This window comes from Mesorhizobium sp. M0659 (assembly GCF_040320605.1).
GTDB lineage: Bacteria > Pseudomonadota > Alphaproteobacteria > Rhizobiales > Rhizobiaceae > Mesorhizobium.
Map to the genome: position 1 here is coordinate 46,496 of NZ_JAMYPY010000009.1, position 23,632 is coordinate 70,127.

The 23,632-nt window shown below is 61.9% G+C and carries 17 protein-coding genes; all 17 read left to right on the forward strand.

Going from position 1 to position 23,632, the window contains the following annotated elements; translation table 11 throughout:
• The first annotated feature begins 1 nt into the window (after window position 1).
• Window positions 2-2,488 carry a DNA ligase D gene (gene ligD / locus NKI31_RS16280; RefSeq protein ID WP_352652075.1) on the forward strand — a complete coding sequence of 829 codons (2,487 nt, stop codon included), beginning with the start codon at window positions 2-4 and terminating at the stop codon, window positions 2,486-2,488.
• 272 nt (window positions 2,489-2,760) lie between these two features.
• Window positions 2,761-3,666, forward strand: coding sequence for a non-homologous end joining protein Ku (gene ku, locus NKI31_RS16285; protein ID WP_023685883.1), 906 nt, complete (start codon window positions 2,761-2,763; stop codon window positions 3,664-3,666).
• Entirely contained in the window at window positions 3,663-4,790 is a 1,128-nt protein-coding gene (locus NKI31_RS16290; protein ID WP_352652077.1) for a tetratricopeptide repeat protein, read from the forward strand. The genes ku and NKI31_RS16290 overlap by 4 nt, the downstream gene beginning before the upstream one ends.
• Before the next feature lie 207 nt (window positions 4,791-4,997).
• Window positions 4,998-5,642 (forward strand): alpha/beta hydrolase family protein, encoded by a 645-nt coding sequence (locus NKI31_RS16295; RefSeq protein ID WP_352652078.1) that lies wholly within the window; start codon window positions 4,998-5,000, stop codon window positions 5,640-5,642.
• A 7-nt stretch (window positions 5,643-5,649) separates the two neighbouring features.
• Window positions 5,650-6,420 carry an exodeoxyribonuclease III gene (locus tag NKI31_RS16300; RefSeq protein WP_352652080.1) on the forward strand — a complete coding sequence of 257 codons (771 nt, stop codon included), beginning with the start codon at window positions 5,650-5,652 and terminating at the stop codon, window positions 6,418-6,420.
• A 106-nt stretch (window positions 6,421-6,526) separates the two neighbouring features.
• Window positions 6,527-8,098, forward strand: coding sequence for a WD40 repeat domain-containing protein (locus NKI31_RS16305; RefSeq protein WP_352652082.1), 1,572 nt, complete (start codon window positions 6,527-6,529; stop codon window positions 8,096-8,098).
• Window positions 8,099-8,178: 80 nt separating this feature from the next.
• A complete protein-coding gene (locus NKI31_RS16310) occupies window positions 8,179-10,209 on the forward strand; it encodes an SEL1-like repeat protein (protein ID WP_352652083.1) in 2,031 nt (676 codons plus the stop codon).
• A 99-nt stretch (window positions 10,210-10,308) separates the two neighbouring features.
• Window positions 10,309-12,315 (forward strand): amidase, encoded by a 2,007-nt coding sequence (locus NKI31_RS16315; RefSeq protein WP_352652084.1) that lies wholly within the window; start codon window positions 10,309-10,311, stop codon window positions 12,313-12,315.
• 79 nt (window positions 12,316-12,394) lie between these two features.
• Complete coding sequence (locus NKI31_RS16320) at window positions 12,395-12,931, forward strand: isochorismatase family protein (RefSeq protein WP_352595791.1); 537 nt, start codon at window positions 12,395-12,397, stop codon at window positions 12,929-12,931.
• Between the two features lie 31 nt (window positions 12,932-12,962).
• Window positions 12,963-13,427 (forward strand): GFA family protein, encoded by a 465-nt coding sequence (locus NKI31_RS16325; RefSeq protein WP_023834497.1) that lies wholly within the window; start codon window positions 12,963-12,965, stop codon window positions 13,425-13,427.
• A 269-nt stretch (window positions 13,428-13,696) separates the two neighbouring features.
• Window positions 13,697-14,710 (forward strand): LacI family DNA-binding transcriptional regulator, encoded by a 1,014-nt coding sequence (locus NKI31_RS16330; protein WP_023814831.1) that lies wholly within the window; start codon window positions 13,697-13,699, stop codon window positions 14,708-14,710.
• A complete protein-coding gene (locus tag NKI31_RS16335; RefSeq protein ID WP_352652086.1) occupies window positions 14,707-16,224 on the forward strand; it encodes a sugar ABC transporter ATP-binding protein in 1,518 nt (505 codons plus the stop codon). Before NKI31_RS16330 ends, NKI31_RS16335 begins: the two co-directional genes overlap by 4 nt.
• A gap of 38 nt (window positions 16,225-16,262) precedes the next feature.
• Window positions 16,263-17,276 (forward strand): ABC transporter permease, encoded by a 1,014-nt coding sequence (locus NKI31_RS16340; RefSeq protein ID WP_352652088.1) that lies wholly within the window; start codon window positions 16,263-16,265, stop codon window positions 17,274-17,276.
• A 128-nt stretch (window positions 17,277-17,404) separates the two neighbouring features.
• Window positions 17,405-18,388, forward strand: a complete 984-nt coding sequence (locus tag NKI31_RS16345; RefSeq protein WP_023689831.1) for a substrate-binding domain-containing protein — start codon at window positions 17,405-17,407, stop codon at window positions 18,386-18,388.
• A 366-nt stretch (window positions 18,389-18,754) separates the two neighbouring features.
• Complete coding sequence (locus NKI31_RS16350; RefSeq protein WP_352652090.1) at window positions 18,755-21,919, forward strand: ATP-binding protein; 3,165 nt, start codon at window positions 18,755-18,757, stop codon at window positions 21,917-21,919.
• Window positions 21,916-22,392: a DNA-binding transcriptional response regulator gene (locus NKI31_RS16355; protein ID WP_352652091.1), complete on the forward strand. Its 477-nt coding sequence runs from the start codon at window positions 21,916-21,918 to the stop codon at window positions 22,390-22,392. Before NKI31_RS16350 ends, NKI31_RS16355 begins: the two co-directional genes overlap by 4 nt.
• Entirely contained in the window at window positions 22,389-23,612 is a 1,224-nt protein-coding gene (locus NKI31_RS16360; protein ID WP_352652092.1) for a phosphorylase family protein, read from the forward strand. Before NKI31_RS16355 ends, NKI31_RS16360 begins: the two co-directional genes overlap by 4 nt.
• The last annotated feature ends 20 nt before the right edge of the window (window positions 23,613-23,632 follow it).

Genomic DNA, 23,632 nt, shown 5'->3' on the forward strand with positions numbered 1-23,632 from the left:
CATGCCAACCCCGCCAACACTCAAGGCCTATCGCGCCAAGCGCGAATTTACGAAGACGCCGGAACCGGCGGGCGGGCTTATTTCAGGCGACGGCAACCGCTTCGTCGTCCACAAGCATCACGCCACCGCCGACCATTACGATTTGCGCCTGCAGGTCGGCGGCGTGCTGAAAAGCTGGGCGGTGCCGCGCGGGCCCTCGCTCAACCCGGCCGACAAGCGGCTCGCAGTTGAGACCGAGGACCATCCGCTCGAATATATCGACTTCGAGGGCGTCATTCCTGAAGGCGAATATGGCGGCGGGCCGATGATCGTCTGGGACACCGGCACGTGGGCGCCGATGGACGATGTCGACAAGAGCCTGCGCACCGGCGCCTTCAAGTTCCGGCTGGCCGGCGACAAGTTGAATGGCGGCTGGATGCTGACCCGTCTGAAGCCCAAGCCCGGCGAAGACAGCGAGAAGAAAAACTGGCTGCTGTTCAAGGAGCGCGATCTCGCCGCCGATACCGGCCTCGACATCCTGGAAGCGCGGCCGGAAAGCGTGAAGTCCGGCAAGCGCATCGAGGAGCTGGTGGCGCCGCCGAAAAAGCCGGCCCGCCTGCCCCCCAAACCCGGCGCGCTGAAACCCGGTGCGTTGCCCGGTGCGGTCAGGGGCGATCCGCCGTCGCGCATCGAGCCGCAGCTCGCCACGCAGGTGCCGAAGCCGCCGGGTGGGCCAGTGGAAGACACAGGTGAACTCTGGTTGCACGAAATAAAATTCGACGGCTACCGTACCATGGCGCATATCGCCGATGGCGAGGTCAGGCTGATCACCCGCGGCGGCATCGACTGGACGAAGCGTTACGGCGACCTGCCGCAGGCATTCGCCCGGCTGCCCCTCAGCCAGGCGATCATCGACGGCGAAATCATGGTACTGGACGAGAAGGGCATCTCGCGTTTCGCGCTGCTGCAGGATGCGCTGTCGGCGGGTGCGGGCAGCAAGCTCCATTTCTATGCCTTCGACCTGCTGCATCTCGACGGCTGGGACCTCCGCAAGGCGCCGCTCGCAAGACGCAAGGCCTTGCTCGCCGAACTGCTAGCCGGGCAGGGCGCCAACTCCGCCATCCAGCTGAGCGACCATGTCGAAGGCGACGGGCAGGGGCTTTACGATCAGGCCTCGATCCTTGGGCTGGAAGGCGTCGTCTCCAAGCGCGCCAACGCCATCTACCAGTGCGGCCGCACCAAGACCTGGACCAAGGTCAAGGCGCTGGAGACCGGCGATTTCATCATCGCCGGCTACACCGTTTCCGGCGCGGCCGAAGGACTGGCGGCACTCGGCATGGCTGAATTCGCGGATGGCGAACTGCACTATCGCGGCAAGGTTGGCACCGGCTTCGATGCCGCTACGGCGGGCGACTTGCTGGCCCGGCTGCAGCCGCTGCGCGACGGCGCGACAGCCCCCGAGGGTGTGCCGCGCGAGATCATGCGCGAGATGAAATGGGTGCGGCCGATGCTGTCGGCCCGCATCCACTACGCCAACCGAACGGCGGACAATTCGCTGCGCCACGGTGTGTTTCGGGGCTTGCGCGATGTCGGCCTGTCGACGCCGGTGTCGCCGAAGCGCAAGCGGCTGATCGCCGAAGCCGATCTCGCAACCATCTGGGTGACCAATCCGGAGCGGCGGCTGTTTGGCAAGACCGGACCGACCAAACTCGACATCGCCGTCTATTACGCGCTGGTCGGCGATTTCATGCTGCCGCACATTATGGGCCGCCCGGTGTCGCTGGTGCGCTGCCCGACGGGCCTGCCCAAGGACTGTTTCTTCCAGCGCCACGCCTTCACCGGCATGCCGCCCTCTGTGGTCACTTTTGACGCCACCAACTCCGAAGGTGAAACCAAATCCTATCTGTCGGTCGAGGGAGCAAAAGGCTATCTGGCGCTGGCGCAGTTCGGCGTCGTCGAGTTCCACACCTGGGGCACGCATCGCTTGAGCCTCGACAAGCCCGACCAGATCGTTTTCGATCTCGATCCGGGTGAGGGCATCGCCTGGCGCGAGGTGGTCGAGGCCGCCGTCCACATCAAGGGCGAACTGGAACGGTTCGGCCTGGTGCCGTTCGCCAAGACATCCGGCGGCAGCGGCATCCACATAACCGTGCCGGTGACGCAAAAGCAGAACTGGAAGAAGCTGCACCAGGCGACCAGCGCCATCTCCACGCACCTGGCGGCCACCGCGCCCGACACTTTCACCACCACAATGGGCAAGGAAAACCGCAAGCGCCGCATCTTCATCGACTATCACCGCAACGCGCGCGGCCACACCTCCGCGGCGCCTTATTCGCTGCGCGCCCGCACCAACCTGCCGGCGTCGACGCCGGTGAGCTGGAGCGACCTTGAGACGATCGATGCGCCGCAGGATCTGAACTATTCCTCGCTGCCGGGGTTGTTGGCGACCTCGGGCGACCCCTGGGCGGACATGGAGGATTTCGCGAGGGATTTGCCGGCCTTCAAATAAGGTTTTTCTCCCCATTTCATGGGGGCGAGGAACCCAAGTCCATCGACGCTTCGGACAATTTGAATTATTCTCGGCCTTGGACCTTCAGGGCGACTGGAAGATTTCGCTAGGGATTTGCCTGTATCGTGCCCGGTCGGTGTAGGATTTCCGCAGCACCATTCGTCCTTTGGACGAAGCGCTGCAGTAAGCATGATCCCGAAAAGTGGCAACCGGTTTTCGGTAAGATCATGCTCAGTCTGAAATGTCAGTGCGTGGCCGCGTAGGAGAGTATCATGGCGCCCAGGGCAAGTTGGAAAGGTTACCTCAAGCTCAGCCTCGTCAGCTGTCCGGTCCGGCTCTATCCGGCAACGACGACCAGCGAGCGCATATCGTTCAACCAATTGCACAAGAAGACCCACAACCGCATCAACATGAAGCCGGTCGACCCTGAACTCGGCCTCGTCGAGCGCGCGGACTTGGTCAAGGGTTACGAATACGAGGACAAGCAGTACATCATCATCGATGAGGCCGACCTCGAAGCAGTGCGCATCGAATCCAATCACACGATGAACATCGAGGCCTTCGTCGACGAAGACGAGGTCGACGTCATTTATCAGGATGCGCCGTACTACATGGCGCCGGATGGCGCCATGGCGGAGGAAACTTTTGCCGTGCTGCGCGAAGCCATGCGCAAATCCGGCAAGCTGGCCATTGCCCGCCTTGTCCTGTCCAGCCGCGAGCGCGTGGTGACGATCGGCGCGCGCGAGAACGGCATGTTCGTGTGTACGTTGAGGAACCCGAACGAAGTGCGCGGCACGGCTGAATATTTCGGCAACATCCCGGCTGGCAAGCCGGATCCCGAAATGCTGCAATTGGCCGAAGCGCTAATCAAGCAGAAGGAAACCACCTTCGATCCGAAGAATTATGAGGACCGCTACGAGATCGCGCTGATGACGATGATCCGCGAGAAACTGAAGGGCCATAAGCCGATCATTGCGGCGGCGCCCGAGCGTGGCAATGTCATCAACCTCATGGACGCGTTGAAGGCGAGCCTGTCGCAATCAGCCAAGCCGCCGGCCAAGTCGAAGAGCAAGGCCGACGACGCTGAAAAACCTGCCGCCAAGGGTAAGGCGGGTGCGGCCAAGGAAAACCCGTTGAAGGCCAATCTGCTCAAGGCCGTCGGCAAGAGCAAGGGGTGACGGCGCCGACCGGTATAATCCCGGGCGCCGTCTTCGGCGCCATCGGCGCGCTGGCGGCATTTCCGCTGCGGCTCGCGGCCCGTGAGGTGGAGCGTCAGCACGGCCAGTTGCGGCGCGGCGTCACCAGGCGCACCAGCCATGTTGTGTTCGGCCGAACGCTGATCGCCAAGGCCGGCACGGCGAAGGGCGGCGATGCCGAGATCGAGCGCCGGGTTGCAGCCGAGGGCTCCGCTGGCCGAACACTCCTTAGCGAAAATGGCTTCCTGCGCCTGCTTGGTCTGATGAAGGCGCCGGAGGCGTCTTCGCTGTCCAGGCAGTCTCTCGTCGACCAGTCCAGACTGTCCGGTGCCGACCTCGACCTGCTCAGCCTGTTCGACGCCTTCGAGCACGATTGTGAACCCTACTCGTTCCGCGATCTGATCCTTGCCCGCAAATATGCCGGGCTGGTCGCCGGCGGTGCATCCTGGGGCGCGATCGCGCGCTCCGTGCATCGCTCCGGTCCGGTCGCTTCGCTCACCGCCAAATCGCTCAATGTCGGCTCGCAGCATGGCCGGCCCGATCAGATCTATCTCGAGGATGGCCAGAGCGAACTCGACGGCCAGCTGCTGTTCGATCTCGGCAGCGCAAGCGCAGCCGGCGACGACACGCTGGAAGAATTGTTCGCCGAGGCTGAAAGCGCGGAAGAGGAGGGCCGGCACGACGATGCCGCGGCGCTCTACCAACGCTGCCTCAGCATCGATCCGAGCGACGCCATCGCCGCGTTCAACCGCGCCAATTGCTTGCGTGGCGCCGGTCGCGTGGCCGACGCGGCGCATGATTATGCAAGAGCGATCAAGCTCGATCCGGCGTTCGTCGAGGCCTGGTTCAACCTCGCCGGGCTGATGAGCGACGAAGGCAAGATCGCCTCGGCGCGCCGGCATCTGGTCAAGGCCATCGCGCTCGACAAGAGCTACGCCGATCCGGTGTTCAACCTTGCCCGGCTGGAATTCGACGCCGGGGATCTACTGGAGGCGCGGCGGAACTGGATGCGCTATCTCGAACTTGATGCTGAGTCCGAGTGGGCGCGGATGGCGCAAAAGGGGATACAGTTCGTGGATCTGCAGACGGCGCGGACGGCGGGGTGAGATGTTGGCGCGCGAGCACCCCCCTCTGGCCTGCCGGCCATCTCCCCCTCAAGGGGAGAGATTGGGTGTCGCCATCGCTTTCGCCAATCACTATCGTCGCGAGCTCCGTGAGGCGCTGAAACTGCCAATCTCCACCCTTGAGGGGGAGATGTCCAGCAGGACAGAGGGGGGCGCGAAGGAACTCGGCCTTTACCGGCAGCGCACCCCATGACCACCTTCCTCTTCGACGGCTATGACACAGCCCCCCTCACCATCCTGCTGGCGCATGGCGCCGGCGCGTCGATGGATTCGCCTTCGATGACCGCCACCGCCAAGGCGCTCGCCACCGCCGGCTTCCAGGTCGCGCGCTTCGAATTTCACTATATGGCGGCCCGCCGCTATGGCCAGCGCAAGCCGCCACCGCGCGCCGAGACGGTCAACCCGGAATACATCAAGGCCATCGCCGATCTGAGGGCGAGGGGCGTCGCTGGTCCGCTCATCATCGGCGGCAAGTCGATGGGCGGGCGCGTCGCCTCGATGGTCGCCGACGAGATGTTCGCCAAGGGCGAGATTTCGGGCCTCATCTGCCTCGGCTATCCCTTTCATCCGCCGGCCAAGCCCGAGCAGCTCAGGACAAAACATCTCGCCGACCTCAAGACGCCGACGCTGATCTTCCAGGGCACCCGCGACGAGTTCGGCACGAAAGAAGAGGTCGCGACCTACAGCCTTTCCAAAGCCATCGAGGTGATCTGGCTGGAGGATGGCGACCACGACCTGAAGCCGCGCAAGAGCGTGTCGGGGTTTTCGACCGCCGATCATTTGAAGACGCTGGCCGGGACGGTGAAGGCGTGGACAGGGCGGATCGTTTCCTGATCGCCAAATGAAAATCGCCACCTTCAATATCAACAACGTCAACAGCCGGCTGCAAAACCTGCTGGCGTGGCTGACGGCAGCCAAGCCCGATGTCGTCTGCCTGCAGGAGCTGAAGGCGCGCGACCTGCAGTTTCCGCGCACGGCACTGGCCGACGCCGGTTATGGCGCGGTGTGGAAGGGCGAGCCGACCTGGAACGGCGTAGCCATACTGGCGCGAGGAGCCGAGCCGGTGCTGACCCGTGACGAACTGCCCGGCGATACCGCCGACAAGCAGAGCCGCTACATCGAGGCGGCGGTGTCGGGCGTCGTCATCGCCTGTCTCTACGCGCCCAACGGTAACCCGCAGCCGGGGCCGAAATTCCAGTACAAGCTGGCGTGGCACGCGCGGCTGGAGGCGCATGCCGCAGAACTGTTCGACACCGGCCTGCCGGTGGCGCTGGTCGGCGACTACAACATCGTGCCCGAGCCGCGCGACATCTACGCCACCCGCTCCTATGACGACAACGCGCTGGTGCAGCCGGAAAGCCGGGCGTCATTCCAGCGTCTGCTCGAGCAGGGCTGGACCGATGCGCTGCGCAAGCAGCATCCGAAGGAAACGCTCTACACATTCTGGGACTACCGCCGCAACCGCTGGCCGCGCGATGCCGGGCTGCGGCTCGACCACATCTTGCTGTCGAAGAAACTGGCGCGCCGCCTCACTGCTGCCGGCATCGACCGCGATGTCAGAGGTGAGGACGGCGCCAGCGACCACGCGCCGGTATGGGTCGAATTGAAGTGAATTTGGCTGCGTGATCGCGCCCACTTTCGTGGGCGCAGTTTTGCGCTATTTGTTTCGCTGCGGCGGCCGCATGATGAGCAAGGTGCGGCACCGGAGGGGGAGTCCGATGGACAGGTTGGCCGAAAGGCTGTTTGCGCTTCCGCTGCTGGCGGCCGCTTTGGCTTGTCTGGTGCGGGCGTATCTGCTGCTCGGCGACAGAGATTTCAGCTGGAGCGGGATCGACCACATGCTGCACGGCCCAGCCACGCTGCGACCGGTGGTGTTCCTGACCGTCGGCGGGCTTTGCCTGCTTGGCGCCCTGTTGTTCTGGGCCGGACTGCTGCCGGGTCGGCGAAGCCAGCCTGCTGGAACGCCGCTTTTTGGCCGCGACGCCGAGATGGAATCCAAGGGTCGCCCGGGCTGGCGGCGCGCCTTCCTCATGTTGCCGGTGCTCGCCGTGTTGGCGCTGCTGGCCGACCACTTCCCTTGGGCGCGTGACGCCGGCCCGGGCGCTGAGGTCGTCGCCCCGAGAGAGCCCAAAGCCGAGCCGAAGGGCCAGGATATCGCCGGCGTCCCACCGGACCTGGCGACGCCGGCGGTTCCACCGAGTTCGCCGCCGCTCGCCACGCCTCCCGAGCCAACCCCGCCTGAGCAGGCTGCCAAACCGCCGGAACCGGCGCAGCCTACGCCTCCAGTTGCTCCCCCTCGGCCGCCACAAGTCGCACTCGCTCCGGCGACACCGCCACCGCAAACCGTCGCGCCGTTGCCGCCGCCTCCGCCGGCGCTGCCGACCGAGCCCGACGGCCACCGCGACGCCGTCGTCTGGCTCGCCGTCTCGGCCGATGGCCGCGACGTCATGAGCGCCAGCACCGACCACATGATCAAGCTCTGGGACATCGCCGGCAAGCGGCTGATCCGCAACCTTGGTGAACACAAGGACATGGCGCGCACGGCGCTGTTCATGCCCGACGGCGCAACCGCGCTGACCGCCGGCGACGATGGCGAGATCGTGCTGCGAAAGCTTGCCGACGGCGCGGTGCTGCATGTCTTCTCGTCGGGCGCGAATGGCGGCGTGCGTAAGCTGGCGATCAGCCCGGACGGTAAGCGCGCCGTCAGTGGCCACGACACCGGCAACGTCATCGTCTGGGATCTCGTCAACAAATCGGTGCTGCATGTGATGACCGGACATGACTGGCCGATCAGCACGGTTGCAATCTCGCCCGACGGCACGCGCGCGCTGAGCGGCTCCATCGACGGCACGCTGAAATTCTGGGACGTCGAAAGCGCCAAGCAATTGCGCAGCTGGCACGGCCACGAGCAGGGCACTTACGGCGCCGTCTTCACCGCCGACGGCCATCATGTCGTCACCGGCAGCGGCGACTACACGATCAAGCTCTGGGACCTCGACACGTTTAGGGAATTGCGCCGCTTCGAGGGTCACGAAGGCACCGTCTATACGCTGGCGCTGTCGGCCGACGGCAAGCGCTTGGCCTCCGGCTCGCTCGACGGCACGGCGCGGCTGTGGGATGTCGGCACCGGCGGCCAGACCGCCATGTTCGACAGCCGCACCGGCCCGATCTACGCCGTTGCCTTCGCCACCGACGGCACGCTGCTCACCGGCGGCGACGATCGCACCATCAGGGATTGGCCGGCGGCTGGCGGCGATGGCGAAATCCTGTTCGCTGGCGCACCGCAGTAGCGACATCAAATGCTTTGGATATTCCAGAACAGCCTGGCTTGCGCTATGGATTACTGGTGGCTGCAAATGGATTGGGGACGGTGAGCAACAACGACTGGGCGCCCAAAGTGGATACACCTGTCTACAGCCCGCCCACGTCGCGTCGCCGAGGGGTCCTTACCGTCGTTCTGGTGTTGCTGGCGGCTTTTGTGCTGCTCGGTCCTGGCCGAAATTACTATGTGCAGTGGTCAGCGGCACAAAAGGGTGCAGCGGCTCTCCAGGCAAAGGATTATGCCGAGGTATTCCGTCAAATGAAGATCATGGCGGACGCTGGCAATGTTGACGCAAAAGGCCAGGTTGGTGCGCTGTACTGGCGCGGGGAGGGCGTGGCTCAGAACGACAGCCAGGCGGTGTATTGGTGGAAGAAATCCGCCGATGGCGGCAATGCGGAAGCCATAGCAGCACTGGGTCAGGCCTACCTTATGGGCAGGGGCGTTGAAAAGGACAGTCGGCTTGCCGAGAGTTTCTCACGAAAGGCCGCCGATAAAGACAACATGAATGGGCAGTACCAGCTCGGCGTGTTGTACTGGCAGGGCCAAGGGGTCGCGCAAAGTTATGAGCAGGCGCTCTATTGGTGGCGCAAGGCGGCCGATCAGGGGAGCGGGGAGGCTGAATATTCTCTCGGCCAAGTCTATTTAAATGGCCAAGGGGTCGAAAGAAACGATCAACTGGCGTTGAAGTTTTCCAGGCAGTCAGCCGACAAGGGCAATGCGAACGCTCAGTACGCCCTCGGCGTCCTGTATGCGCAGGGTCGGGGTGTTGCGCAAAGCTTCGAGCAGGCTGCCTCATGGTGGCGCAAGGCGGCTGACCAAGGAAGCCTGGAGGCCGCTTTCTGTCTCGGACACGCCTACTATCTTAACCAAGGCGTCAAGAAGGATGATCAGGCCGCCATAGTGTGGGTGAAAAAGGCAGCCGATCTGGGTGAGCCGAATGCCCAGGCTTTGCTGGGCACTTTGTACTCGCGGGGCCACGGCGTTGAGCAGGATGACCGCCTTGCGTTCGGGTGGTGGATGAAGGCCGCAACCACCGGTCTGACAGAAGCGCAATACGCGGTGGCGGCCGCTTATGGCCAGGGAAAAGGTACCCCTAGGGACGACGGCCAGGCGTTTGCGTGGATGAGCAAAGCCGCCAATCAGGGCTTTGTGTTCGCCCAGTCGAATCTGGGCGGATATTATTCGATGGGCCAAGGCGTCGAGAAGAGCGCCGGGCAGGCGGTCTATTGGTGGCGCAAGGCCGCGGAAGCGGGGAATGCCGAAGCCGGTGCCAATCTGGCCCGGGCGTATTCGCTGGGCGAAGGCGTGGGACGGGACGATGCGTTGGCCGCGACTTGGGCGCAAAAGGCGTCCGACGGGCGAAACGCCGACGCTCAATATATGCTTGGTATCCTCTACAGCCAGGGCCGCGGCGTTGCGCAAGACAATGATCTGGCCTTCCGATGGTGGATGAAGGCTGCTGTCCAAGGCCATGTGGTAGCGCAGTATAATGTCGGGGTCGTGTATCGGGACGGGCAGGGCGTCGGGAAGGATGAAAGGCAGGCATTCGAGTGGCTGAGCAAGGCTGCCGACAAGGACAATGACCTTGCGCAGTTCGCTCTCGGTGGACTGTATTGGGATGGTCTAGGAGTAACGAAGGACCCCGTTCAGGCGGCAAGGCTCTGGCGCAAAGCCGCCGACCAGAGCAATGCATTCGCGCAGAAAGCGCTCGGCACAGCCTATTCCGAGGGTGTTGGCGTTGCGCAAAGCAGTGCGGATGCGGCGGGCTGGTGGCTCAAGGCGGCGCGGCAGGGAAATGTCGATGCCCAGCTAGCCTTAGCGTATGCCTCGGCCAACGGCGTGGGCATTGCCAGAGACGACAAGGCTGCCGAGTCCTGGTGGCTGGAAGCCGCAAAGGCCGGCAGCGTCGATGCCGAGTTCAGTCTGGGCTCGCTCTACTACCGCGGCGTCGATGGGAAACCAAACTACAAGGAAGCCGCCAAATGGTTCTTCAAGGCGGCAGGCCACGGCAGTTCCGGCGCCAAGACCTATCTCGACCTGATGAAGGAAAACGGCCAGCTCGACAGCAAGATGCTGTGAGCCGAGTGCATAAGCGTCGCCGTCACGCCTTCCGTTTGAGGCGTGACACTCGTATCGCACGATGCGAAGACTCATTTGCCGCTGCATCTCGAGAATCCCATGCCCCTCCACATCGTCGAAGCCTCGATTGCCGATCTGCGGCGCGCGTTGGAAGACGGTACCGTCACCAGCGTCGAGCTGGCCGGCGCGTATTTCAGGCGCATCGCGCACTACGACCGCCATGGCATTGCGCTCAATGCCGTGCCGGTGCTTAACCCGGCAATGTTCGAGGAGGCGGCGGCGTCCGACCTGCGCCGCCGCAATGGTGCTGCGCTCGGGCCGCTCGACGGCATCCCCTACACCGCCAAGGACAGCTATAAGGTGAAGGGCCTGACGGTGGCCGCCGGCTCGCCCGCCTTCGAGCATCTCGTCGCCAACGAGGACGCTTTCACCATTGCCAGGCTGAGGGCCGGTGGTGCTGTGCTGATCGGGCTGACCAACATGCCGCCTATGGCCAATGGCGGCATGCAGCGTGGCGTCTATGGCCGCGCCGAGAGCCCCTACAATGCCGACTATTTGACCGCCGCCTTCGCTTCCGGCTCGTCCAACGGCTCGGGCACGGCCACCGCCGCCAGCTTCGCCGCCTTCGGGCTGGGCGAGGAAACATGGTCTTCCGGCCGCGCGCCGGCGTCCAACAATGCACTTGTCGCCTACACGCCGTCGCGCGGCGTCATTTCGGTCAGGGGCAACTGGCCGCTGGTGCCGACCATGGATGTGGTGGTGCCGCACACGCGCGGCATTGCCGACATGCTGGAGCTGCTCGACGTGATCGTCGCCGACGATACCGAGACGCGCGGCGATTTCTGGCGCGCGCAGCCCTGGGTGTCGATCGCGAAAAGCGCTGATCTCAGGCCGCCAAGCTACACTACACTCGCCTTGGAGGGCTCGTTAAAAGGCAAACGCCTCGGCGTGCCGAAAATGTATATCGGCCGCGACGGCGGCGCGCCCAAACCCATCGAGACCCGCGCCCCGGTGCTCGACCTCTGGCGGCAGGCGGCGCGTGACCTGGAAAAGCTCGGCGCGGAGGTGGTCGAGGTCGATTTCGCCGTCGTCTCGAACTATGAGCGCGACCGTCCGGGCACAAAAACCATGGTCGAACGCGGGCTGGTGCCGGAAGCCTTTGCAGAGCGCGAAATCTGGGATCTCTGCATCTGGGGCTGGGACGATTTCCTGCGCGCAAATGCCGATCCGGTGGTCCCCGACCTGGCTGCGGTCGACGGCCCAACGATTTTCCCGCAGCCGCCGGGCGCGCTGCCGGACCGCTATGGCGACGACGGTTTCGATCTGGCCGACTACGTCACGAGCGTCAAGCAGGGCGTGATGCCATTGCTGGATATCCCAACGCTGGCGGAAGGTCTGAAGGGATTGGAGGCGACGCGGCGCATCGACTTCGAGGACTGGCTGGACGAGCACAGGCTCGACGCCGTCGTGCTGCCGGCGGTCGCCGATGTCGGGCCGGCCAGCGCCGACGTCAACCAGACCTCTGCAGAAATCGCCTGGCGCAACGGCACCTGGGTCGCCAATGGCAATCTGGTGTGGCGTCATCTCGGCATTCCGACCGTCACCGTGCCTATGGGAACGATGGCCGATATCGGCATGCCGGTCGGGCTGACCTTTGCGGGCAAGGCCTATGATGATGCGGAGTTGCTGCGGCTCGCCGGCGATTACGAGCGCGCCACCCAACGCCGCACCAGCCCGCCGCGCACGCCGGAATTGCCGGACGATGCGTTTGCGGGGCGGCCTGGTGGATTGCGGGCCAGCGATGCGCCGGCGCCGAGGCTTACGCTTGTTGCCGAGACGACGCGGCGAGGAGACCAGGCCGAGATCGCCGTGACGGTTGAACTCGATGCGGAGACCGCTGGCGTCAAGGTTCACGTCAATGGCGAACCGGTCGCTCTGCGGCGCAGCGGCACAAGCTTTCACGGTCGCATCCTGGTGCCCGCCGGCGAGCACGAAAGAATGCACAGTGTGTGGCGAGGCGCTTACGGCTCGATCGTTACGGCCGTCATCCGGCTGGAGGATGGACGCACGGCTGGTGCTTACGTGGTCGCGGGTGGAATCGGGTGAGGTACATGTAATCTCCCCAAGGGGGAGATCAGCAGCTTCGCCGTCTTGACCCTCCCATCGCCCGCGTTATCTTCGCGCCATGCCAAACCTCGCTCCCCTCATCGTCATCGACCTCCAGACCAACATGTTCGACGGCCGCGTCGAGCCGCCGATCCACGATGCGCCTGGCATAGCCGAGCGTACCTGCTCGCTGATCGACTGGGCGCGGCGCGAGGGGCGCAAGGTTGCTTTCGTCAGGCATGACGGGCCGGCCGGCGATCCGCTGGCGCCCGGCGAGCCGGGTTGGCCGGTATGGCCGGAACTCGGCCAGGCCAAGGACGAGCCGACATTCTCCAAGACCGTCCGCAACGCCTTCTCGAATGCCGAGCTTGGCGCCTGGGTGGCCGGGCAAGGGGTCGGCGAAGTCGTGCTTGCCGGAGCGCAAACCGATTTCTGCATCGCCGGCACCGTTGAGGGCGCCCTGGCCGAAGGCTTCGGCGTCACTGTCGTTTCCGATGCGCACTCGACGCTGGACACTCAAGGCGAAACCGCGACCGAGATCATCGCCCGGTACAATGCGGACTTCACCGATGCCGGCGTCACGCTGGTGACGACGAAGGCGCTGACCGGCGACTGAAGCACCGCGCTTCGAAGAGTGGGAGACTGCCGTGCCAACCCTGAAATTGCCGGCCGAAGGCGGATGCCGCTGCGGACGTGTGCGGCTAAAGATTTCCGCAAAACCGCTTTTGACCATGGCTTGCCATTGCATCGGCTGCCAGCGCATGTCGGCCAGCGCCTATTCACTGAGCGCCGCCATTCCCTCGGACGGCTTCGAAATCATGCAAGGCGAGCCGGTGATCGGCGGGCTGCACGGCGCCTCGCGTCATTACTTCTGCCCTTATTGCATGAGCTGGATGTTCACGCGCCCCGAAGGGCTCGACTGGTTCGTCAATCTGCGCCCCACCATGCTTGACGAGCCCGGCTGGTTCACGCCGTTCATCGAGACATGGACCAGCGAGAAACTGCCCTGGGCGACGACGCCGGCGGTGCATAGTTACGAGGCGCTGCCGGCCTTCGAGGCGTATGAGGGGCTGGTGGCCGAGTTTGCTGAAACTGCGAATCTCCCCCCTTGAGGGGGAGATGGCCAGCAGGCCAGAGGGGGTCGGTGCGACTGGGCTCGACGTCCTTGCTGCAGATGGAAGGTTGGCGCCTCACGCGCGGCGACCCCCTCTGTCGCCTTCGGCGACATCCTCCCCCTCGAGGGGGGAGATAAGCCCCGCTAAAAATTTGCATCGAATCGATTGCGCAAACGTTTCGATCGCCCTAAGCTCCCTTAAAATCCGCCATCAGAGCGGACGGGAAACGCATACTAGGGAGGAGCGCTTGCAGGCGCTGATATGTCTTGCCGACAATGGCTGAAGTGGCGCGGCGCGCCGGCGTGTCGGTGTCGACCGTCTCGCATGTCGTCAACAACACGCGCTTCGTTTCGCTGGAAAAGGCGAGGCTGATCAACGACGCCATTGCCGCCATGGGCTACCAGCCCAACGAGCTGGCGCGCTCGCTGAAGGCCTCAACCACCAACAGCGTCGGCCTGGCGATCTCGGCGATCTCCAACCCTTATTTCACCGACATCATCTGCGCGGTCGAGGCCGAATGCGCACGGCTCGGGCTGATGGTCTTCCTGTCGGATACCCAGGAGGATCCCGACCGCGAACTGCAGGTGGTGCGCGCTTTCCATCAGCGCCGCGTCGACGGCGTCATCCTGGCCCCGTCGGGCTCGCCGCAGCGCGCCATCGATTACCTCGCCGACAAGAAGATGCCATGCGTTCTGATCGACCGTTTCGCCGACCAGCGCTTCGACCAGATCGGCGTCGAGAACGAAACGTCGATGCGCGCGCTGATCGACCATGTCGCCTCCTTCGGCCACAAGCGCATCGGCTATATCGCCGGACAGCCCGGCCTGACGACGACGCGCGAGCGCATCGAGGCGTTCCAGGCTTCGCTCGCCGCCAATGGACTTGAGTGCGTGCCGCGCTATCTCTCGGCCGAGAATGTCGACACGGCGGCGGCGACCGCATCCACCCACGCCATCCTGTCGCTGCCGTCGCCACCAACCGCATTGGTCACCGGCAACAACATGACGACGATCGGAGCCGTCCGCGCCATCCGCGAAAAGGGCCTCACCATTCCGGGCGATCTGTCGCTGGCCGGCTTCGACGATTTCGAATGGGCCGATTGTTTCGAACCGCGCCTGACGCTGGTTGCCCAGCCCTGCACCGAGATAGGCAGGCAGGCGGCAGCCCTGCTCAGCGCCCGCATCGCGGCGACCGGTTCAGAGCCACGTTCGGTGCGGCTGCAGGCGACGCTGCGGGCGCGCGCCTCCTGCGGGAGGCCGACCCACACGAGGCTAACATGAGCGCGCCGCTGCTGGTAATGACCGGCGCCGTCAAACGCTTCGGCGGCGTGCAGGCGCTGCGCGGTGTCGACTTCGACCTCAAGGCGGGCGAGATCCACGCGCTGCTCGGCGAGAACGGCGCCGGCAAGTCGACGCTGATGAACCTGTTGTCGGGCGTCTACACGCCGGACGAAGGCACGATCGAGATCGACGGCAAACCCGTGCGTTTCAACAACCCGCGTGAGGCGCAAGCGGCCGGCATCGCCACCATCTTCCAGGAGCTCGACCTGGTGCCGTCGCTCGATGTCGCCGCCAATCTGTTCCTCGGCCGCGAATTGATGCGTCCGGGCGGCTTCCTCGACGTGCCGGCAATGCGCCGTGAGGCGAAGAAGCGGCTGGAGGCGATCGAGATCGCCATCGATCCGGCTGCCATGGTCGCCGACCTGTCGATCGGCCAGCGCCAGGTGGTCGCGATCGTCAAGGCGCTGTCTTACGCCTCGCGCGTGCTGATCATGGACGAGCCGACGGCCGCACTTACCGTGGGCGAAGTCGAGCGGCTGTTCGACATCATGAGAAAACTCGCAGCCACCGGCGTCGGCATCGTCTATATCTCGCATCGGCTGGAGGAAGTGCCAGGGATTGCCGACCGGGTGACGGTGATGCGCGACGGTCGCGTCGCCGGCATCACCGAGCCGCACGCGCCGCAAGCCGAGCTGGTGCGGCTGCTGGTCGGACGTCCGCTGGACGAACTCTATCCGCGACGCGCCAAGGCCGCGGGCAAGCCGCTGCTCAGCCTGAGGAACGCCAGCTTCAAACTCGCCCGCGACAGCGCCGGCTGGCAGGCGCCGCAAGGCGTTTCGCTCGATGTCCATGAAGGCGAGATCGTCGGCCTTGCCGGCATCATGGGGGCAGGGCGCACCGAACTGTTGTCCGCGCTCTACGGCACCGGCCTGTCCGGCCGCTGGGAGGGCGAGGTCGCCATATCAGGCCGCCCGGTGAAACTCGATTCGATCAGCGCCGCCCGCCACGCCGGCATCGCCTTCGTCACCGACGACCGCCGGGGCTCGGGCCTGATGTTGCGCATGGCGGTTGGCCTCAACCTGGTGATGTCGGTCATCTCAAGGATCTCGCCGAACTGGCTGGTCTCGCCGCGCCGCCAGGCCGAGGCGGTGAAGGAATCCTTCGGTCAGTTCGATATCCGCCCGAAGAACCCCGACATCGCCGTCGGCGCGCTCTCGGGCGGCAACCAGCAGAAGGTGGTGCTGGCCAAGGAAATCCTCGGCAACCCGCGCCTGTTGCTTCTCGACGAGCCGACACGCGGCGTCGATGTCGGCGCCAAGGGCGAGATCTACCAGCGGCTCAGGGCACTCGCCGCGCAAGGGCTCGGAATTCTGGTGGCGTCCAGCGAGATGCCGGAACTGATCGGTCTGTGCGACCGCATCGTGGTGCTGCGCCAGGGGCGCAATGTGGCGGAATTTTTGGGCGGCGTCGACGAGCACACGGTGCTGGCCGCGGCTAACGGCAGGGAGGCCTGATGTCTCAGGACAACAATCCAGTGGCAGCGAGCCCAATAATGGCGGCGCCTCAAAAGCATTGCGACCCGCTGGCGCTCATCGTGCGCTTTCAGAGCCTGATCGGCCTGGTGCTGGTGGCGATTGGCGGCATCATCTTCTCGCCGCGCCGCCATGGCGAGATCCTGTTCCTCAACCCCGACAACATCGCCAACATCGTGCGCGCCGTGTCGGAGACCGGCATCATCGCCATCGGCATGACCTTCGTCATCATCACCGCCGGCATCGACCTGTCGGTCGGCGCGGTGCTTGGCCTGTCCAGCGTCGTCACCGCATCGATGATGATCTCCGGCGGCTTCGGCCTGATCCCCACCATCCTCGCCGTGCTCGCTTTGGGCATCGTCTTCGGCGCCATCCAGGGCACCATCTCGACGCGTTTCAGGCTGGAGCCGTTCATCGTCACGCTGGCCGGCCTGCAGGCCGCGCGTGGCCTGGCGCTGGTCGTCTCCGGCAACCAGTACATCAACATTTCCTATGGCGAAGGGCCGGGCCTGGCGCCGCCGGTGTTCGCCGTGCTGGGCGAGCGGCTGTTCAACAACACCGTGCCGGTGGCGACGCTTGTGTTCGTCGTCTTTGCCGCGATCGCCACCATCGTGCTCAACACCACGCGTTTCGGCCGCTATGTCTTTGCCGTCGGCGGCAATGAGCGCGCCGCGCGCATATCCGGCGTGCCGGTGTCGATGGTGAAGATATCGGTCTACGCCATCACCGGCTTTGCCGCCGCCCTTGCCGGCATCGTCCATGCCGGCCAGTTCAATTTTGGCAGCGCCAATGACGGCATGGGCTATGAGCTGACGGCCATCGCCGCCGTGGTCATCGGCGGCACCAGCCTGTTCGGCGGCGCCGGCTCGATGGTCGGCACCGTTGCCGGCACCATCATGCTGGGTGCGCTCGCCAACATCCTGCAGCTCAACAATATCACGCCCGCCATGCAGCTGCTCGCGACCGCCGCGATCATCGTTTTGGCGGCAGTGCTTCAATCCCTCGTTCGCCGCCGCGAGGGGTTGGGTCGTTAGTGCATGTCGCGCAAAAGTGACATCGGTTTTGCGATGACGACATGCACAAACAAACAAGGAGGAGACGGCAACACGTGAACGTCAAACCAAGGTCTGGCCCCCCGGCCGGACGAGGAGGAGAGTGAGTTATGAAAACGACACTAAGAGGATCGACCCTCAAGGCCGTGCTGCTGGCCGGCGCCGGCCTGTGCATTGCAGGCTCCGCTTACGCCGCCGAGCCGCTGGTGAAAGCCTGCGCCAAGGACGGCCAGTTCGTCATCGGTTTTTCGCAGGCCAACAATGCCGAGCCCTACCGCCAGCACGTCAATGACGAGCTGGAGGCGGCCGCCAAGGAAGTGCCTGGTTTCACGCTGCAGATCGCCGACGGCGCCGGCAACGTCAACACGCAGACCTCGCAGGTCGACAATTTCATTACGCAGAAGGTCGACATCCTGCTGATCTCGCCCTTCGAGGCCGCACCGCTGACGCCGGCGGTGAAGCGCGCCATGGATGCCGGCATCCCGGTCATCGAGCTCGACCGCAAGACGGTCGGCGACCCCGGCAAGGACTACACCGCCTTCATCGGCGGCGACAATTTCAAGATCGCCGAGGAAGCCGGCAAGTACACCGCCAAGACGCTGCTGCCCGATGGCGGCGAGGCGGCGGTGCTGCAAGGTCTGCCGAGCTCGACGCCGGCGGTGGAGCGCCTCAACGGCTTCAAGGAAGGCGTGAAAGGCAACCCGAAGGTCCAGATCGTCGCCGAGCAGGCCGCCGACTGGGTGCCGGACAAAGCGCAGGTCGCCTTCGCCGCCATGCTGCAGGCACACCCCGACATCAAGGTGCTCTACGCCTCCAACGACATGATGGCCGCCGGCGCGCTGCTCGCCGCCAAGGGTGCGGGCAAGGACGTCAAGATCATCGGCACCGACGGCCTGCCGGGCCCGGCAGGCGGCATCGAGGCGGTCGCCAAGGGCGATTGGGTCGCAACCTTCACCTACCCGACAGGCGCCAAAGAAGCGATCGAGATGTCGAAGAAGATCCTGCTCGACTGCGCGACCGAGGTGGACAAGACGGTGACGGTGGAGACCACCGCGATCACGGCCGAGAATGCCAAGCAGCTGATGGGGAAGTAAGGGGGCGGAGCCCGGCACTGAGGTTGATGCGCAAGGCCCCGGAAGGGGCCTTGTTTGTTGAAGCAATGCTGGTTCTGCAAGAATACTGCTTTAAAGAACACCTTTATCCCGCACCCGGTGAATGGCCGCTTCGTGTTCAGTCGGTCGTCGAGTTACTTTTGCCTACCTGAAAGCAGACACGCGCGTGGGCATGTTAAGGTTGTGGTCCGCGCATCACGGTCATCCGCTAGCCATCCTGAGGCGGTGTTCTTCAGTCGTCTGAGCATCAATTATTTGTTGGGGTGTAAGGTTCATATGCTCCCGTGAAGAATCGGCTAGGATGAGTTCGGGGACGTCTAGAGCGGCGGAAGGTAAAGGCGATGGCCAGTGACATCTAAGAAGAGAGGAGTACGCGAGCCAAATCTACCACGATCGCTTTCGTCGCTGGTAGCAGCGGTTTTTCGCGGAGGCGAAAATACTCCCGATATCTTACTTGGGTTTAGCCCCTTGGTAAATCGTCATGCCGACGAAAAAATGGGTGAGCTTAATCCGTTTTTGATCAGATCGTGCTTTCACTTAAACAGTAAGGACTATGGCGTTGCTCTGAGATTTTCTTCTCGACATCTCAAGCAAATTTGGCATCTCCGAAAGCGATCATCCGAGTGTGTGGAGCTTAATTGGCTGCAACTCGTTGTGGCATACACAACGGTGAACGCCGAGCGTATCAGGCAATGGATTGACTTCGATCGGCAGGCATCTTCGCTGGTCATTATCGGAGAGCCAACCAAGGTGGCTGAAAAGCTCCTCAGTCTAGCTCCAATCGACCAGCAGTCTGCTTATTCAATGCGGCTCTACGCTTCGCTGCACGCATATTCAGATGATGTGATAAAAAGCTATCTCAACACCAATCTGACTTCGAACTGGGTGAAAGGCAGATTGCTTTATCCACTTATTTTCTATGCGATAAATCAGCCGACGCCGATCGCACTTACGCAAATGCTAGAGCATTTGATGCCAGCCGGGGAGGACAGCAGTTCTGAGCGCACGCTGATACGCTTTTTGCTTTCCCCTCAAGATGACTTTGACGCATCGCTTTCTTACAGATGCTATGTTGGCCTGATGGGTCATCCTTACGATGCCTTGGAGTATGTCACTCAGTACCTGGAATCGCTTCTGGCGCGGAATAGGGACGTGGGGGAAGACATCTTAAAGCTCGTTGGTCAACTCGCAGAAGCTTTCCCGGACCACAGGATCGCAAGGGTGCTGGGTTTGCTTTCCGGGGAACGTTTCTCTGTGACTGAAATCGCTCCACAGCTTTTTCATCTTGAAGGTGACACAGCATCGGAAGAGATCGCCCAGCTGCTCGACGCACGGCGGATGGAACCAGACGTCAAGTCTAACTATCCATTACTAGATGCATTGCGCTCCCTCCGCTGGAACCTCTATCCCGTAGCTGCCGACTACGACGTCATCAGTGTTTATCGTTATCGCTTTGCAATGCTATCGGCCGGCACATTTGTTAATTGGCTTGCGAGGAGTTTGTTCCTATTCGAGCGCGACTCTTACCAACTTGAAGCGCTCTGGTTACTCCGTGGCTGCTTAATGTGTGATGGACTGCTACCGCTTCTTATGATGGGGCCACATGGTCCACCAGCGATCGATTCCTGGTCAAACTCGATCGCCCCAGGAGCGTCCACTCTACGACCCTTCGTAGAGGCGACTTTCGGCGCAGGAAGGGAGCGGACAGATCGGCTATGGATATCAGTATCTAATTGGTCGATCGCACACTTGCAGCGCCAAGGGAAGTTGCAAGAGTGGGCGGCAGAAGCACGAAATACCTTCCCAGTATGGCTTGAGCCTCGCTACCTCTCCGGGCTGGATTGGCGTTGGCTTACCAACGTCGTTGATCAGGTCGGCATCATGCCATTTCGCGGGGAACCGAGCGGAATCTACGTGCTCTTCCTCCGGCTATTGGAAGAACGCCTATACGAGTATACGGCTCTCCGTTTAGCGCTTGAGCCGCTGGTGGTTCGCGGTGAGCCTGAGAAGTTGTTCGAGTGGTTGGCCAAGGAGTTTGGCCGAGATGGGCTGGCCATGGTGAGAATCATCCTCATCCCCGAAACGATTCTCAAACTTCGCCTAGCCGATAATTACACTGCCGCACTGACAGCTCGGCTATCTCTCCTTGAGGCTGGGGTAAGGCGTTTCAATTTTATTGACGGAGTACTTTCAGAGGATGACCTAAATCGTGAGGCGCTCGCGCTGACCGCGTCGCTCTCACGAATGAGCCTTGGAGCGCGTCAGTTCGAACTGCCATGGGATACACTTCAAACGGACGCGGTGCTGCGTAACCAGGCCTCGTATGACGCATACTCTACGATGCTGTCAGCTATGGGGGACGCTTCAGCTGTCACCAACGCCAAGAGAGCATCAACCTATCCATTCTCAAACGGTGCTATTGGCGAGTACGAAGGTCGCAATCGAGAATGGCCGCTGATACTAACTATTGCGGGAGTTGTTGACACTTTTCTTAGCCATCCGACCGGTGGCATCGAAGCAATTTTGTCGGTAAGAATCCGCCACGACGCATTCCGACGAGAACTGGTGAATGCGATCCAAGAAGTTCAGACGGCACCAATAATAGGGGTTCGTCGCAGCACAAAAACTCAGTTCGTGGATGCAGCTACAGCGACGCTCTCGCGAGAAATAAATGCGTGGCTGGATGCGCGGATGCACACTCTAAGGAAGAACAAGGAAGAGGCTCTCTTCGATTTCGTGCCCACGAGGGCCGAGATGGCAGAGCTTGTGGCAGCGTCGATGCCAGCGACGACGCTCGAGGAAGTTGTGCGTATCGTCTTGGATTGGGTTAAGCCACGGCTTGAGGCCCAACTCGAGAGGGTACGAGTGGCGGTGACCGCTGATCTAGCCGCTCGACTAAAGGCCAAGCTGCACCAGGCTAAGGCACTAGTTGCACAAAACCCTGATCGACAGGCCGACGTCGACAAGATTGCGGCAAACGCGACAGCAGTTGTGGAGCGACGGTTGATGTCGCTTATTGAGTGGTTTCGCATCCCTGAAGCCGCAAGAGATCAAACTCTTACGTTGCAGGAAATCTACCTCGCCGTTCAGGCGCGTTTCGTAACAACAGGGAAACTCACCAATATCGTGTTTGGATCATTGCCGCAGGCATACGTCGGCAAAATTCTGCCGCCGGCGCATATTCGGCATATGTATGATCTCCTAAGTGAGATCGTTCAAAACGCAATAAAACACGGTGGGCGTGACCAAGTTCGGATCCGGTTTTCGGCAGGCAAAAAAGAAAAACAGTCTGTACTGATTGCAAGTAACGGTTGCCCTAAGGGCGCTCCTGAGCACACTGAAATAACGGGTCATCCCTACCAAACTCTCCACGAGAGTTTGTTCGGTGAAGGGAATACTGGATGTAAAAAGATTGCATATCTGACAGCCTCAATTATGCGACGTCCTTTGACAACCAGAGTGCGGAGGCGAGGGAGGTCGTTTCACGTAGTAATTCCATTGGATGCCGCATGAGCTCCCAAATCAGAAGAGTTCTCGTCGCCGAAGATGTGGATGGCAAATTTGCCGATCTGATCAATGTGATTTCGGATACGATTTCACCCGATGAGTGCGTTAGGGCCAGGAATTTGAATGATGCTGAAGATTTATTGATGAATGAGGTTTGGAGCCTTCTGATATTGGACTTATCGATGGACATAAGCGCGTCGGGGTCAATGGACCTTGGATCGGGTCATGCGACACTCGCGGGTATTGATGTCGTTGAACGGATATCGTTACTTAAGATGAACGTTCCTGTATTAATAGTTACTGGGTTCGACAGTTTCCAAGATCCGGATCGGTTTGATAATGATATTATGTACATTGACGACGTCGATAAATTGATTGGAGGACTGCTCGGCAATTACCATCTAGGGATAATTAGGTATGGTCGGGATGATTGGCGAGAAGAACTCATCAATATCCTATCGGTGTGGGGTGTAACATGAAGATTCTTGTGGTTCATGATCGGGGCGAGATTGCATCTCAAATTCGGGATGTAGTAATCCGCGTAAGCGCTGCTGCATCTATCGATACCGTTGAAGATGCCGTCGGGGCGCGCGATAAGCTGACCGAAGATTACTTCGATCTTATGATTCTTGATCTGACTATCGCAAATGTGTCCGGCAAAGGAGAGGTAAGCTACCAAGCCGTAGAAGGACTGTTGGAGGAGATTTTTACGCCAAGCCGAATATTCGCGCCTGGGAACATTGTTGGGATCACAAGGGATCCCGATGCCTTGAGGCGCGTATCAACTAAGATAGGCTCCCATCTCATGTCGATAGTCCGGGAGGACGATGAAGGGGGGTGGCAAACCGAGTTGGCCGACAGGATATCATATGTTCAGCTCAGTCAACGGGCGCGTTCATCTGCTTGGTTGACGAAGCACGACTATGATCTTTTCATATTATCTGCACTTGATAAGGAGCTTAGGCCGCTTCAGTCAATGTTTGAATTGTCGGAGCAGCGAGGATTGCCGGGCGTCTTCGACTTTGTGTTTAACGATAGGGAAGGAAAAGTTCGTCGCGCAGCATGCGCAGCGATCGGGCGGGCCGGCCAAGCGTCAGCGGCCGCGGAAGCAGAAGGCCTGATCTGCCAGTTGCGTCCGAAGCTCGCAATCATGGTCGGGTTTTGCGGCGGCGTCGAGGGCAAGGTGAAACTTGGAGATATCTTGGTCGCTGAAACTGCGATCGATTGGGACTTTGGAAAGTGGAAACCCAACGCTTCTGCCGCAAAACTCTATTCGAGACCTGATCCAATAACTATTCGGGGTTCCGCAACCCATCGGATCGCTCGCCGGCTGGTCGACGGAGGGATTGGCAGGATAGACGGGTTGCAAGAAGGCTTGCTCATGCGGAGCGCAAGAGAAATTACTTCACCCAGCATCAAGCTCACGCCATTCGCCTCTGGCTCTGCTGTTGTGGCGGATGCCAACGTACTAGAAACCCTTCGAGGTCTCAATGAAGATATTGGTGGCGTCGACATGGAGTCTTACGGGTTTTATTATGCAAGTAGGTACTCTAGGGCGGCCAAGGCGGAATTTATATGTATAAAATCTGTCGCGGATCACTGCAAGCCGGACAAAGATGATCGCCTGCATGAGGCCTGTTGCCATGCGAGTGCCGAATTGGCGCGTCACATTGTAACGCGGGAATGGGATTTCGCGTGATTCGTTCCTTCTTTTTCAGT

Coding starts and splice junctions, on each gene's coding strand:
- NKI31_RS16300 (WP_352652080.1), top strand. CDS start 5,650: ATGAAAATCGCCACCTTCAATATCAACAACGTCAACAGCCGGCTGCAA.
- NKI31_RS16320 (WP_352595791.1), top strand. CDS start 12,395: ATGCCAAACCTCGCTCCCCTCATCGTCATCGACCTCCAGACCAACATG.
- NKI31_RS16295 (WP_352652078.1), top strand. CDS start 4,998: ATGACCACCTTCCTCTTCGACGGCTATGACACAGCCCCCCTCACCATC.
- NKI31_RS16305 (WP_352652082.1), top strand. CDS start 6,527: ATGGACAGGTTGGCCGAAAGGCTGTTTGCGCTTCCGCTGCTGGCGGCC.
- ligD (WP_352652075.1), top strand. CDS start 2: ATGCCAACCCCGCCAACACTCAAGGCCTATCGCGCCAAGCGCGAATTT.
- NKI31_RS16345 (WP_023689831.1), top strand. CDS start 17,405: ATGAAAACGACACTAAGAGGATCGACCCTCAAGGCCGTGCTGCTGGCC.
- NKI31_RS16360 (WP_352652092.1), top strand. CDS start 22,389: ATGAAGATTCTTGTGGTTCATGATCGGGGCGAGATTGCATCTCAAATT.
- NKI31_RS16340 (WP_352652088.1), top strand. CDS start 16,263: ATGGCGGCGCCTCAAAAGCATTGCGACCCGCTGGCGCTCATCGTGCGC.
- NKI31_RS16355 (WP_352652091.1), top strand. CDS start 21,916: ATGAGCTCCCAAATCAGAAGAGTTCTCGTCGCCGAAGATGTGGATGGC.
- NKI31_RS16315 (WP_352652084.1), top strand. CDS start 10,309: ATGCCCCTCCACATCGTCGAAGCCTCGATTGCCGATCTGCGGCGCGCG.
- NKI31_RS16335 (WP_352652086.1), top strand. CDS start 14,707: ATGAGCGCGCCGCTGCTGGTAATGACCGGCGCCGTCAAACGCTTCGGC.
- ku (WP_023685883.1), top strand. CDS start 2,761: ATGGCGCCCAGGGCAAGTTGGAAAGGTTACCTCAAGCTCAGCCTCGTC.